Below are 15292 nucleotides of genomic sequence, written 5' to 3' on the forward strand. Positions count from 1 at the left end.
GAATTTTGAAAATAACTTTTTTAGGAACAGGTACTTCTATGGGTATTCCCATGATCGCTTGTCCGTGTGATGTATGTCATTCATCAGATCCCAGGGATAAACGAAAGCGATCTTCAGTGAAGGTAGAGATTGATGGGCATATTTTGGTTATAGATTCCGGCCCTGATTTTCGTCAGCAAATGTTGGATTCCCATACGAAGTCTCTTGACGCCATTTTATATACTCACGAACATAAGGACCACACAGCCGGGTTGGATGATGTTAGGGCTTTCAATTGGATCAATAACCAACCAACAAATTTATTCGCTGAAAAACGTACTTTGGAAGCCTTAAAAAAGGAATTTTCTTATGCTTTTGAAGAAAAGAAATATCCTGGCGTGCCTGAATTGATTTTAAATGAAATTCAAGAAAATAAGGTCTTTTCAGTCTTTGGGATTAAGGTAATACCAATTAGGGTTTATCATTATAGAATGCCCATTTTGGGCTTCCGAATAGGTAATTTTGGTTATGTTACAGATGCCAGCCTTATTCCTGAGGAGAGCATGGAACAGTTGCTAGGGTGTGAGGTTTTGGTTATTAATGCATTAAGAATTCAAAAACATATTTCTCATTTTAATCTGGAGCAAGCTGTCGATATAATTGAAAAACTACAACCTCGAAAAGCTTATCTAACACATATTAGCCACCATTTAGGATTTCACAACCAGGTATCGAAAATTCTTCCTCAAAATATTGCCTTAGCCTACGATGGGCTCGAAATCAAAGTATTTTAAGTTAGTATTTATTGCAACTATAAATAATTTATGTTAACCCTTAAACACCTATTGATCAGCATTTTTTTGTTGGTAAAGGTCCAGTTTTTTTAAGAATCTCTTATCCAAAGATGAAATTGTTAAAACAATCTTTCTTTTGTCCTCGTGCTTTTTTTCAATCAACCTGGTGTATGGTGTATATAAAATTAATGCAACCAATTTTTACTTTTCTGATTCTAATTTGACAAAGTTCATAACGGAGCCTGAAGGTTTGGTATGAACGTAATCCAAAGGAAACACCTATCAATCCGCTAATAATGAAATTGATATGTTCTTCTTCGTTAAGAACCTATCTATTCTATGGAATATGAAGTAACATTAAATCCACTAAAGACGTTTCAATTAATAAATAAACAAGATGATCCTGTAATAAAATGAAGAAAATTGTGATTAAAAATTTTTTAATTGTAATTTGGCTGCGTAATTTTGCGAGTTGAACAACCATTTATTGTGTATTTCAATTGTTATGATAAATAATCTTGTAATTCCTAAAGGATATCGACCATTGCTGGATTTAAAGCAAACCGAACATGCTATTACCGTAATTAAAGATTCATTTCAAGCAGGGCTATCATCCGAATTGCGTCTTAGAAGGGTTACAGCACCTTTGTTTGTGTTAAAGGGCACAGGGATCAATGATGATTTAAATGGAACAGAAAGGCCTGTAACTTTCCCGGTCAAAGATTTAGGTGACCAGGAAGCAGAAATAGTTCATAGCCTGGCCAAATGGAAAAGAATGGTTCTTACTGATTACGATATAGAACCAGGTTATGGTATATATACGGATATGAATGCCATTCGTCCTGATGAAATTTTAGATAATACTCATTCCATTTACGTTGATCAGTGGGACTGGGAACGATCTATAACTGAAGAAGATAGGAATTTAAAGTTTCTAAAAAAGATAGTGAAAAGGATTTATGAGGTATTAAAACGAACCGAATTTATCCTTTATGAAAAATATCCTCAACTAACTCCATTATTACCGTCTCAAATTCACTTTATTCATAGCGAGGAATTGCTGCAGCGTTATCCGCAATTATCACCTAAAGAAAGGGAAGACTTAATATGCAAAGAGTATGGTGCAGTTTTTTTGATTGGAATTGGAGGGGCGCTATCCAATGGTGAGCCACATGACGGCAGAGCACCAGATTATGATGACTGGAGTACAATTTCTGAAGCAGGGCTACCTGGTTTAAATGGAGATATTTTGCTATGGAATCCTGTTCTGGAAAGAGCCTTTGAAATATCTTCAATGGGTATCAGAGTAGATGCAGAGGCCTTAATGCGACAATTAAAGATTAAAAATTGTTTACACCGAAAGGAATTGCTTTTTCATCGTCGTCTTCTTAATGGTGAATTTCCATTAAGTATAGGAGGAGGGATTGGTCAATCACGTTTATGCATGTATTTTCTTCGAAAAGCGCATATTGGGGAAATTCAGGCCAGTATCTGGTCTGATGAAATGAGACGTATTTGCAGTGAAAACAATATTCCACTAGTTTAATTAATTCATAATTTAATTGGATATTAATTTTTTACTTTATCTTGTTTTCAATTTTACTGATAGAGAGATAACCCAGAACTATTAGATATATATTGAATTATAAGATATAGTGGAGATTATAGCATAAAATTATCTATAATTAAAATAACATGAAATATCTCGTTATTTTAGCCGATGGGATGGCTGATTTACCAATTCCGGAATGGAATAATAAAACCCCCTTGATGGTAGCCAATAAACCGGTTATGGATCATTTATGTGCTCAAGCCCAAACTGGTTTGCTACAATCGGTACCCGAGGGGATGCACCCGGGGAGTGAAATTGCAAATATGAATATTCTTGGGTTTGACCCTAAACAATATTTTCCGGGAAGAGGAGTCCTGGAGGCTGCTGCTTTAAATATTCCTATCAAACCGGACGATTTAGTTTTTCGCTGTAATCTTGTTACGGTAGAAAATGACAGGCTTATCAATCATTCGGCCGGGCATATATCAAATGAAGAAGCCGGTGAATTAATTAAGTTTTTAAATGCTTCCCTAAAAAATGAGGGGGTTAGATTTTATCAAGGGGTTAGCTACCGAAATTTAATGATGCTTGAAAATGGGAGGAACAACATAGTTTGTCATCCCCCTCACGACCATCCGGGTGAAAAAATGGACACTATATTGCCCCACGGGAACGATGGAGACAATCAAACTTCTAAAGTATTAACATCATTAATTAAAAGGTCTATTCAGTTATTAGATGCACATCCTGTAAACCAAAAGAGGCGAGATAGAGGGCTATCACCTGCTAATGCCATTTGGCCATGGTCGCCGGGAAAACCGGGTGGCTTCCCTTCGTTTCAAGAAAGATGGGGCATTGAATCCGGTGCGGTTATATCTGCGGTTGATTTAATACATGGAATTGGAAGTTTGGCCGGATTGGAAAATATTTATGTTGAAGGAGCAACAGGTTTATTCGATACCAATTATGAAGGGAAAGCTGCTGCTGCGTTAACTGCATTAAAAAAATCAGATTTCGTTTTTTTACACGTAGAAGCTGCTGACGAAGCCGGACATGAAGGAGATAAAGAATTGAAAAAGAAGGTCGTTGAGGACTTTGATAGCAGATTGTTAAAGCCTTTATGGGATGGCATTCAAAAAATGGATGAAGAAGTAACTTTGGCATTATTACCAGATCATCCAACCCCATGTGCTTTGCGTACCCATACTGCTGACCCGGTACCTTTTCTTCTTATAAAACCCGGAGAAACACCGGATGAAGTTAAATCTTTTGATGAATTTTCGGTACGAAATGGCGTATTAGGTTTACTTAAGAATGGTGAACTGCTTCAAAAAATATTTTCATAAGAATTGATTGTAGTTGATTAGAAAACAACTATAGATTCCAGTTAAATTTAATACTAAATTGCATGAAATATATAAGCCTGGGAAAAGACAAACAAATTGTTACACTATCGGAAGGCATCTTTAAAGGTTTAGCAGATGACGGAAGTCTTTTTATGCCTGAAGAAATTCCTATTCTAGACCCTTCCTTTTATAATCGATTTACAGATTTGTCGCTGCAGGAAATAGCCTATAATGTATTGTTGCCGTATGTTGAAGATGAGTTGAATGGGGATGCTTTAAAGAAAATAGTTCAAGAAACCTTTTCATTTCCCATTCCATTGGAAAATATTTGTGGACCAATTTATTCATTAGAGTTATTTCATGGTCCGACCCAAGCTTTTAAAGATGTTGGTGCGCGTTTTCTATCGCGACTAATGAGTCATCTTCATCCGGTAAAAAAACGGAAAATGGTTGTTTTAACGGCTACTTCCGGCGATACCGGTGGGGCAGTGGCACATGGTTTTTATAAAGTACCGGGTATTGAAGTGGTCATTTTATATCCTAAAGGGAAAATAAGTCCGTATCAGGAAAATCAGATGACAAGTCTTGGGCATAATATTCATGCTATAGCTGTAGAAGGGGTTTTTGATGACTGTCAGAATTTGGTAAAACGCGCTTTTAATGATGGGGAATTGCGCAAGGAGGTAATGATTACTTCTGCAAATTCGATTAATCTTGGTCGGTTGCTACCTCAAATGGTTTATTATTTTTGGGGTGTTGCGGCTCTTAGAAAAAAAATGCCCGGCATTAATCCGGTAATATGTGTCCCAAGTGGTAATTTTGGCAATATTACAGCAGCAGTAATGGCTTTTAGGATGGGATTGCCGGTGAAACGTTTTGTAGCAGCCACTAATGTTAATGATGTGGTTCCGAGATATTTGAACGATGGTATTTATGACCCTCGTCAAACAATTGAAACTTATGCTAATGCCATGGACGTGGGAAATCCTAATAATTTTCCCAGATTATTTCATTTGTTTAACAAGGATTTAGATAAACTTCGGCAAATATTTTCGGCTATTTCGATTACTGATAAACAAATACTTGAAACAATTCAGTCCGTAAAGCAACAATACGATTATTTGCTTGATCCCCATTCATCTACAGGGTTTCTTTGTTTAAACCAATCGTTACATGATGATGAAAAGGGCTTTTTTATTTCTACGGCACATCCGGTAAAATTTGTAGAAATTATTGAAAAAGTGCTTCCTCAAGAATCTGAACGATTAATAAAAGAATTTGGAGCGGATAAAGTTCCAAATAACATATTGAAAAGTATGCCTGTTTCATATAATGTACTAAAAGAGAAATTATTAGAAGTGTAATAAAAATTAAAATATCACAATTTTTAAGGTTTGGCTTATTTTTTGTTTCTTAATTTTTTTAAAAAGGCTATTTTTATGGCCTCGAAAAGTAATATTGAAAACAAAAATAAAAACATTAAAATTTAATTGGATTATGAAGCATTTGTTATCACTTAGCATTGTGTTGTTTGTATGTGTAGGAAGCATTATAGCACAGGAAAAAACCGCAGCAGAATTTAAAAATGAGGGCAATGATGCACTTAGGAATAAAGATTATAAGTCTGCCTTGGAATTGTACGAGAAAGCTCTGGCCAATTGGGGTGATGAAGAGCCTGTAGATGATGCGATGATTTATAATATGGCTACCTGCGCCCGAAGAATAGAAAATTATGACAAAGCTATAAAATATTATACGATGTGTGAAGAAAAGGGATTTAGAGGGGATATTGCATCATATTACATTGCTTATAGCTATAAAAAGCAAGATAAAGAAGAAGATATGGAAAAGGTGCTTGTTAAAGCCATTGATAAATATAAAACCAGCAAATATCTTGGGCATATGAAAAAAATGCTGGTAACTTATTATTTGAAAAAAGGCGCCGAACCATTTAATGAAGCTTCGCAAATATTAGCATCAGCTCAAAATGCAGATCCTTCTCAATATGACGAAATAAAGAAAAGGGCTAATGAATCTTTTGCAAAAGCTAAACCTTGGTTTGAAAAAGTATTAAAATATGACCCCAATAATTCAAGTGCTAAAGAATCACTAAAAGAGGTTGAAAGTAGATTAAATGAGTAAATAAGAAATAATTAACTGTTGTTTTGGTTACCTTAAAAGGTAATTGAAAAGTTTACAATAAAAAGGCTTATAAATTTTCATTGAAAGGGGCTGTCCAAATAGGGCAGCCTTTTCTTATGCTACCAAATTAAAAAGTGGATATGATTTCGAATGTATCCTTTCAAAAAACTTCAATGCCAAAGCCAATGTGAAAGGAAAAAGTTTCGGGGTAAATTAAAATCCTAATTTTATACAGAAGACAAATAATCAACTATTTCCTCTTTACAATTCGAGATGATTTTTTCAGGGTTAATCCGAAAATAAAACTAGCTTGTATGGCAAGAAGGTATACTGCAAGTAGAACAGAGATAAAGTTAAACTATGCATATTACATTCCACCAATTATTTAGCAATACGTTTATGCGAATAAAAGAATGATGATTCGAGAATATTTTATATAACTCTAATTAAACCCATGTGAAAGATTAATCCTTTAGAGGATATGATATTGATAATTCTGTATGCAAGCACTTAATCCTTTAGAGGATATGATATTAATAATTCTGTATGCAAGAACTTAATCCTTTAGAGGATATGGCATTGATAATTCTGTATGTATGAACTTAATCCTTTAGAGGATATGAATCCAATGATAGTTAAAAAAGAGACTTAATTTAGTAGAATTGTAGAGTTTGTAACCTAACCTTTGCTTAATTGCAAATAAGTTAAATGGAGAGTTGAAAAACTTAAAAGAGATTGAATATCCAATAAATTCTCAAAACTCCTTATATTGAAATTATACCATTTATTCATTGTATTTACTGATGCAAGATAAAAACTTGGTGCTAATGTCCAAATTTTAGGAATTCACGCAAAAAATATTATGATTTAATTGTATTGAAAAAATTCGGGCTGTCCTTTATTTTCTGGACAGCCCGCATTTATTAAGTAGTTGGTTAAGAATTGTTTTCTTGCTTATTTTTCTGATCTGTTTCGTTATTATTCACATCGTTAAGGGGCGATTCACTATCAACCTTTTGCGGTGGGGATGTTGCCTTGTGAGTTTGCTGAATATTAGTGGTTATCTTTTGATTTGTTTCATCAAAGTCAACCTTAATTGTATCCCCTTCACTGATGGAAGCCTGAATAATAACTTCAGCCATTTCATCCTCCAGGTATTTTTGAATGGCCCGTTTTAGCGGTCTGGCTCCGTATTGGGCATCATAACCTTTTGAAACAATAAAATCTTTGGCTTTTTCAGAGAGTTCAATCTTGTAACCGAGCGATTCTACTCTCTGATAAAGACTCTTCATTTCAATATCGATGATTTTTCTTATTTCTTCCTTTCCTAAATTATTGAAGATGATAACATCATCAATACGATTTAAGAATTCGGGCGCAAAAGCTTTTTTTAGTGCTTTTTCAATAACGCTTTTAGCATAATCAGAGTTGTTTTTCTGAGTTCCTGACGTAAAACCAATACCTCGACCAAAATCCTTTAATTCGCGGGTCCCAATATTAGAGGTCATAATAATAACTGTATTCTTAAAGTCAACTCTACGTCCCAGACTATCAGTCAATCTTCCTTCATCAAGAACTTGCAATAAAATATTAAACACGTCAGGGTGGGCTTTCTCAATTTCATCCAGCAATACCACAGAGTAGGGACGACGTCTGACTTTTTCAGTAAGTTGTCCTCCTTCTTCGTAGCCGATATATCCTGGAGGGGCTCCAACCAGACGGGATACGCTGAATTTCTCCATGTATTCACTCATGTCAATACGAATCAATGCATCCGTTGTATCGAACATATATTGGGCCAGAACTTTTGCAAGATGAGTTTTTCCAACGCCGGTAGGACCAAGAAAAACAAAAGAGCCAATAGGTCGGTTCGGATCTTTAAGTCCTGCACGGTTTCGTTGTATGGCTTTTACTATTTTGGTGATGGCTTCATCTTGCCCAATTACTTTTTCTTTCAATTGTTCTCCCATTTTCATTAATCGTGCACCTTCAGCTTGTGCCACTCTTTGGACGGGAATTCCGGTCATCATGGCCACTACTTCAGCCACCTTCTCTGCATCTACCGTTTCACGATGTTTTTGAAGTTCTTCTTCCCATTTGGCTTTAGACTGCTCCAATTCATCTAGTAGTGATTTTTCTTTGTCTCTAAAACTGGCAGCCAGCTCAAAGTTTTGAAGTTTAACGGCCTTTATTTTATTTTCTTTGGTTTCTTCTATTTTTCTTTCTAATTCAAGAATAACATCGGGAACAACAATGTTGCTTATATGCACTCTCGACCCGGCTTCGTCCATTGCATCAATAGCTTTATCCGGTAAATGTCTGTCAGAGATATATCTTTCTGTTAATTTAACACAGGCCTCAATAGCTTCGGGAGTATAATAAACATTGTGGTGGTCTTCATATTTTTCCTTAATATTATTAAGAATTTCAATGGTTTCATCTACCGAAGTAGGTTCTATCATCACCTTTTGGAACCGACGTTCCAAAGCGCCATCCTTTTCAATATGTTGGCGATATTCGTCTAATGTAGTAGCACCAATACATTGAATTTCACCTCTGGCCAACGCCGGCTTTAGCATATTGGCCGCATCAAGCGACCCTGTCGCACCGCCGGCACCAACAATGGTATGGATTTCATCAATAAACAAAATAATATTGGGGTTTTTCGACAATTCATTTAAGATTGCCTTAATACGTTCCTCAAACTGCCCTCTGTATTTTGTGCCGGCAACTATTGAGGCAAGGTCAAGCGTTACTACCCGCTTGTCAAATAAAACCCTGGAAACTTTTTTTTCTATTATTCTAAGAGCTAGTCCTTCTGCAATGGCTGATTTCCCCACACCAGGCTCCCCAATAAGAACAGGATTATTTTTTTTCCTACGACTCAGAATTTGAGCCAATCTTTCAATTTCTCTTTCTCTTCCCACAATAGGGTCCAGTCGGCCTTCTTCTGCGGCACGTGTTATGTCAATGCCAAAATTATCCAGTACGGGGGTATCTGAACCAGGTTTACTTGGCCCTTTAGCACTTTCGTGACTACCACCACCGCCTCCTTGAGAAGAAAAAGGAGAGTCTGAGTCATCATCGTCAGGCAATTGTGCCTTGCTTTCGAACGAGGCTTTCTCAACCAATGCTCTAATCTGATCGTATTGAACGTTATAATCTTTCATAATCTCTGAAATTATATTGCTGCTGTCTTTTAGCAGGGCTAGTAAAAGATGCAGCGTATTAACGGTTTCACTTTTCAATGCCCTGGCTTCCAAATGAACAAGCTTTAAAATTTGTTCCGTTGATTTTAAAAGAGGTAAATGATCATTTTGGTTCAATGGAACTTTCTCTTTAATTCTTTGCTCAATAGAATCTCTAACATAGTCAAAGTCTACATTAAATTTGCTTAAAATCTTTGCTGCCTTAGTATCAGGGTTGTTAAGTAAACCTAACATCAAATGCTCCGGTGCAAGAAACGGATTTCCCAGCCTACTGGCTTCCTGACGGCTATAGGTCAGTACTTCTTTTATCTTAGGTGAAAAATTTAAATCCATATTTTAAAAATAATATTTCGTCTACAACAGTTGTATGGTTTTTACAAAAACTATGCAACAAATTAATTTATGCCAATATAGCAGAGAATTAGTTATACTCAAATAAAATTGTTGATATATTTATTTTTATTGGCAATATTTAAATGAAAACATGGGAATAATAAATCAATTTAAGATCAGAAAAATAAAATTCATATACCTACCAATCATGAGCAATTAAAACCATAATTAATTCATGTGATTAAAAAGAAAAATATTAACCATCTTTTTTTGAATTTAACGCCCTTCTCGGAGAAAACCTGTGGCAAAAAAATTAAATCATATAAATTTTTGAAAACCTCTGGACTTGTTTTATTAAAATATTTAATCTTATTTATAGGCAAATCACTTTAATCGATCCACTAAAATTACTATGATTCAAAAATACGATAAAAAGCCTAAATCTCCCAACTTCCAAAAGAGAATAAAAAAGGAACAGTTGCTTTCTGGTTCGGACGGAAATGATTAATTTAGGGCGGCAAAAATGGGCCACGAAAAGGCCTTATTTATTTTATTTCAGACACATCTAAATTATTATATAAATGGCTGATGGAGAAAGAATAATAAAAATTAACATTGAAGAGGAGATGCAATCGGCATACATCGATTATTCGATGTCAGTGATTGTATCCAGGGCTTTACCTGACGTTCGAGATGGGTTAAAACCAGTTCATCGACGGGTATTATATGGAATGCATGATTTGGGGATGACCCCCAATAAACCGTATAAAAAATCTGCAAGGATTGTAGGAGAGGTATTGGGAAAATACCACCCACATGGCGATTCATCGGTGTATAATGCAATGGTTCGGATGGCACAACCCTGGTCAATGAGGTATTTGTTAATTGATGGCCAAGGAAACATGGGCTCAATAGATGGAGATAGCCCTGCGGCTATGCGTTATACTGAGGCACGGATGAACCGCTTGTCAGAAGAGATGCTGGCTGATATTGAAAAAAATACGGTTGATTTTCAGCCTAACTTTGATGATTCTTTGCAGGAACCAACGGTTTTACCTACGAAGATTCCGGCCTTGTTGGTAAATGGCTCCTCCGGTATAGCGGTGGGAATGGCCACCAATATTCCGCCTCACAATTTGGGAAATGCGGTAGATGCCATTGTGGCATATATTGATAATCCTGACATTGCCATAGATGAGCTAATAAAGACCATTCAGGCCCCTGATTTTCCGACAGGAGGAATAATTTACGGATATCAAGGGGTAAAAGAGGCCTATGAAACCGGGCGCGGCCGTATTGTCATACGTGCTAAAACTGAGATTGAATCGGATAAGGATGGCAGGGAAAGAATCGTTATAACCGAAATTCCTTATATGGTTAACAAGGCCGAATTGATTGTAAGGATAGCCGATTTGGTTAATGAAAAGAAAATAGAAGGGATTTCAAATATAAATGATGAGTCGGACCGTGAAGGGATGCGGATTGTAATTGACCTCAAAAAAGATGCAATTGCCAATGTTGTTTTAAACCATTTATATAAAAATACGGCATTGCAATCTTCTTTTGGAGTCAATTGTATTGCTTTGGTGCATGGGCGTCCTCAATTGCTCAACTTAAAAGGTCTAATTAAATATTACGTAGAACACAGGCATGATGTTGTCACACGTCGCACCCAGTTTGAGCTTGACCAGGCAGAGAAAAGAGCCCACATTTTAGAGGGACTAATTATTGCAAGTGATAACATTGATGAAGTTATTAAAATAATACGGGGAGCACAAAGCCCGGACGAAGCTCGCCAAAAGTTGATTGATCGCTTTAACTTAACTGATGTGCAATCTCGTGCCATTGTTGATATGAGGTTGCGTCAATTAACCGGACTCGAACAGGACAAGCTGAGAGAAGAATATGATTCTCTTTTGAAAGAGATTGACCGGCTCAAGAATATACTTGCGCATGAGTCTTTAAAGATGGAAATAATAAAAAATGAATTGCTGGAGATTAAACAAAAATATAATGACAGCAGGCGTACCGATATAATATATTCTTCGGAGGAGTTCAATCCGGAAGATTTTTATGCCGACGAAGAAATGATTATAACCATATCCCATATGGGATATATCAAAAGAACTCCATTGACTGAGTTTAAAACCCAACACAGGGGAGGAGTAGGCTCAAAAGGAAGTACCACTCGCGATGAAGATTTTATAGAGCATATCTATCCAGCATCCATGCATAATACAATGCTCTTTTTCACCAAGAAAGGTCGCTGTTTTTGGTTAAAAGTTTATGAAATTCCCGAGGGAAGCAAAAATTCCAAAGGGCGAGCTATCCAGAATTTGCTCCAGATTGATCCGGATGATGCAGTTAAAGCTTTTATTAGAGTTAAGCACCTGAATAATGAGGAATTTATTAATTCTCATTATATTTTAATGGGAACCAAAAAGGGCGTCATTAAAAAATCCTTGTTGGCCGATTATTCCCGTCCTCGACAATCAGGGGTTATAGCCATTGGAATAAGAGAAGACGATGAGCTTATTCAAGCTCGATTGACCAATGGGAAAAATGATGTTTTAATGGCCACACGGTCTGGGCGCGCTATTAGATTTAATGAATCCAATGTAAGATGTATTGGCCGAACCGGACAAGGGGTCAGAGGAATAACACTAGATTCGGACAAAGATGAAGTTATCGGCATAATTTGTGTTAAGAATAAGAATGAGGACATATTGGTGGTCTCTGAAAAAGGTTTTGGTAAAAGGTCCAGCCTAGAGGATTACAGAATAACCAACCGGGGCGGGAAAGGCGTTAAAACCATGAAAATATCCGAAAAAACCGGTGACTTAATTAGCATAAAAAATGTTACAGACGATAATGATTTGATGATCATCAATAGATCTGGTGTAACTATTCGTGTGGCAGTATCGGATATTAGAGTAACAGGGCGAACCACCCAGGGAGTAAAGTTGATAAATTTAAGCAAAAAGCATGATATGATAGCCTCTGTAACAAAAGTTATATCAGAATCTAAAATGCAAGAAGAAGACCTTATGGAATCGGGAATTTTGGAAAAACAATCAGAGGATGATAATGATAACGGTACAAGTTTATAAGAGGTACATTAATTTATAAATCATTTAAAAACAGAAAATAAAGATGAAAAAGCTTTTATTTATTGCGTTAGCCTTATTTTTAACAGGTGGAATATACGCACAAAAGGGAAAAGTAAATGCTGCTGAAGCATATCTTGATAATGGAGATATCGAGGCAGCTGAGGTCCGGCTCAATGCGGCTATGGAGCATCCAAAATCAAAAGATTGGCCCAAGACCTACATTGTAAGTGCCAAGCTAGCTACTGCCAAATACAAGAAAAGTAAAGACATTCAGTTACTAAAAAATGCAGTTGATTATTACTTAAAAGCATTGGAACTTGATAAAGCAAATAAAGGAAGGTTTGAAAATGAAATAAAAATTGCATTAACCTTATTTGTTAGTGATTTGACCAATGCAGGTATCGAAGGTTTTAACGAGCAAAAATATGAAAATGCCATGATAGCCTTCGAAAACGTACTGAAGATTAATGACTTGGAGTTATTTCAAGCAGAAAATCCAACTGTTGATACCGCTATAATTTACAATACTGCCTTGGCTGCATATAATGCTAAAAATTGGGAAAAAGCAGCAGATTATTTAAAAAAGGCGATAAGCTATAAATATGGAGGTGGAGATGCCGTTTTATTATTGCATCAGGTTTATTCAAATATGGGTGATTCTACGGATATGGCATCCAACCTAAAAAATGGTTTTGAAATGTATCCGGAAGATGATCGTCTATTAACACAATTGATAAACTATTATCTGGAAACAAGGCAAAATGAACAGGCATTGGAATATTTGAATCAGGCCATAGAAAAGGATCCGAATAATGCAACTTTCTTATATGCAAGAGGAGTATTGCTAGATCAAAGCAAAGAGTTCGATAAAGCCATTGCAGACTACAAAAAAGCTCTAGAGCTAAAAGAAGATTATTTTGAGCCTTTATATAATTTAGGTGTGATTTATTATAATAAAGGCGTTGAGCAAATGAATATTGCCAATGCTGAAACTGATCATGCTAAATTTAAGGAAAAGAAAGCTAAAGCAGATAGTTTATTTAAATCAGCATTGCCATTTATGGAAAAGGCTTCATCATTAAGACCTGAAGATACTGCAGTTCTTGAAAGTTTGAAAAGTTTGTATTATCGATTTGAAATGAACGATAAATATGATGAGGTTACTGCGAAATTAAATTCTATTAGAGGAAACTAATAATTTGGAAAGAATATTAGGATAGGCCGGACAAAATGGTCCGGCTTTTCTTAAAAATATTTTTTTAAACATAATGTCAATTATAAGACAAGGGTGTTTTTTGGATTTGCTCAAAGAACAAATAATTCTGACGCCAATTTTAGATGTGCTGTTACAAGAAGATAAAAAGATTGGAAAAAAAATTATTAGTTCCAATTACTAGCTAACTCAAATAAATTATATTGCGGCCAGTCGGAGGTTTTTCGGATAGCATAATCCATCATTCGGCGAATATCAGAAGCCAACATAGGACCTTTCCATGTACTACTATTAAATAAAATCACATAAGAAATTCCATCGTTTCGTCGAACCATTAAAGCTGAAGTTCCTGCCAAAGTCCCGGTTCTATACCAAGAGTTTGAATTGATTCCTCTCCATCCAATTGGATCCAAATAAGGTTTCATAGGTGTTGTCATTCTTTCAATAGATTCCCGGGAAAGAATGTCTTGCGGGATATTCATTCCATCAATAGCCAACATAAATTTAAGGAGATCAGTCGATGAAGCAATCCAACCTCCGGCAGCACCTAATGTTTTAATATCATTTCCGCCATATGAACGAGGCACCATAATATTTTCATTTCTAAAATCTCTTACCAGATAAGAGTCAGAAGGTTCATAATATTTTACTTCAAGTTCAGCCCTTTCAGACAAATAGCTACCACCAATTTGCATATCAAAAATCCCTAAGGGATACAATAAATTTGTTTTGATAAAAGACTCATAATCTTCACCACTAACTTGTTCTATTATTTTCCCCAAAATGGCGTATCCCAAATTCGAATATGAGGAGCGTGTGCCAGGTTTAAAATGCAATCGTTTTCCTAGCATAAATCTTATAATATCAGTAACATCCACAGGAGTATCTTTATTAAGAGCATGGGCTACCACTTGAGGCATAAACATTGGATCTCCCCAACGATTAGTCCAACCTCCAGAATGGTTCAACAAGTGTATTACTTTGATTTTCTCGACATTTTTGTCACGGTAAGAATCGAATGGATATTCATTTAAAATTCCTTTAGGACCAAATACATAATCATCAAGATTTAGTTTCCCCTCTTCCACCAAAATCATTATACCGGCTGCTGTAATTAGTTTAGAAACACTGGCAACTCTAAAAAGATGATATGGTTCGGTTCGAATACGGTTTTCTTTATCAGCCCAACCATATCCTTTAGTAAAAACTAAATTTCCATCCTTGGCAATAGCTACCGATGCTCCAACCATTTCATTTACTTGGAGAAACCGTTCCACGGATCGGTCGATTTGAGAGAATGCCGGATCATCTGAAAAGAAACCGGATATTCGTAAAGATGATACTACTGGTGTGGGCGGTGTAAAATCAGTTCCAAATGATTGAATAGAAGGTCCTGTTAAATATTTAAGGAGTAACCCTGACAAAACGCCAATGAATATTATGAAGACTACTCTAAATTTTTTCATAATCAATATAAAATCCTTATCCAAAATTATCTGTAAGGATAAATTAATAATTTTGGATATAAATCAAAAAATTCCCTGAGAACTTGTTTTTTACAAAAATAGCGTTTTTATTAAAATGAAACGTTATGGTCAAAGAAAGATTGTTTAA

9 protein-coding genes are annotated in these 15292 nt (G+C 35.8%); 7 read left to right on the plus strand and 2 right to left on the minus strand.

Features of this window, described 5'->3' with window-relative positions:
• Nucleotides 1–5 precede the first annotated feature (5 nt).
• From BM130_RS03475 to BM130_RS03495, 5 genes are all read left to right on the plus strand, one after another.
• On the plus strand, nucleotides 6–773 hold the full coding sequence (locus tag BM130_RS03475) for an MBL fold metallo-hydrolase (protein ID WP_029626675.1): 768 nt from the start codon (nucleotides 6–8) through the stop codon (nucleotides 771–773).
• A 505-nt stretch (nucleotides 774–1278) separates the two neighbouring features.
• The gene (gene asnA / locus BM130_RS03480; protein WP_010528228.1) at nucleotides 1279–2319 is read left to right on the plus strand and encodes an aspartate--ammonia ligase; all 1041 of its coding nucleotides are present in this window, start codon (nucleotides 1279–1281) and stop codon (nucleotides 2317–2319) included.
• Nucleotides 2320–2468: 149 nt separating this feature from the next.
• Nucleotides 2469–3671 (plus strand): cofactor-independent phosphoglycerate mutase, encoded by a 1203-nt coding sequence (locus BM130_RS03485; RefSeq protein ID WP_010528229.1) that lies wholly within the window; start codon nucleotides 2469–2471, stop codon nucleotides 3669–3671.
• Between the two features lie 62 nt (nucleotides 3672–3733).
• Nucleotides 3734–5035: a threonine synthase gene (thrC, locus tag BM130_RS03490; protein ID WP_010528230.1), complete on the plus strand. Its 1302-nt coding sequence runs from the start codon at nucleotides 3734–3736 to the stop codon at nucleotides 5033–5035.
• Nucleotides 5036–5168: 133 nt separating this feature from the next.
• Entirely contained in the window at nucleotides 5169–5813 is a 645-nt protein-coding gene (locus tag BM130_RS03495) for a tetratricopeptide repeat protein (protein ID WP_010528231.1), read from the plus strand.
• 935 nt (nucleotides 5814–6748) lie between these two features.
• Here BM130_RS03495 and BM130_RS03500 read toward each other — a convergent pair.
• Nucleotides 6749–9355, minus strand: coding sequence for an ATP-dependent Clp protease ATP-binding subunit (locus BM130_RS03500; protein ID WP_010528232.1), 2607 nt, complete (start codon nucleotides 9353–9355; stop codon nucleotides 6749–6751).
• A gap of 581 nt (nucleotides 9356–9936) precedes the next feature.
• On the opposite strand from BM130_RS03500, the gene gyrA reads away from it, so the two are divergent.
• Nucleotides 9937–12465 carry a DNA gyrase subunit A gene (gyrA, locus tag BM130_RS03505; protein WP_010528233.1) on the plus strand — a complete coding sequence of 843 codons (2529 nt, stop codon included), beginning with the start codon at nucleotides 9937–9939 and terminating at the stop codon, nucleotides 12463–12465.
• A gap of 43 nt (nucleotides 12466–12508) precedes the next feature.
• Nucleotides 12509–13660: a tetratricopeptide repeat protein gene (locus tag BM130_RS03510; RefSeq protein WP_010528234.1), complete on the plus strand. Its 1152-nt coding sequence runs from the start codon at nucleotides 12509–12511 to the stop codon at nucleotides 13658–13660.
• A gap of 185 nt (nucleotides 13661–13845) precedes the next feature.
• On the opposite strand, the gene BM130_RS03515 is transcribed toward BM130_RS03510, so the two are convergent.
• Nucleotides 13846–15144: a serine hydrolase domain-containing protein gene (locus tag BM130_RS03515; RefSeq protein WP_010528235.1), complete on the minus strand. Its 1299-nt coding sequence runs from the start codon at nucleotides 15142–15144 to the stop codon at nucleotides 13846–13848.
• Nucleotides 15145–15292: the final 148 nt, after the last annotated feature.

The sequence above is a fragment of the Thermophagus xiamenensis genome, assembly GCF_900112795.1.
Taxonomy (GTDB): Bacteria; Bacteroidota; Bacteroidia; order Bacteroidales; family Marinilabiliaceae; genus Thermophagus; species Thermophagus xiamenensis.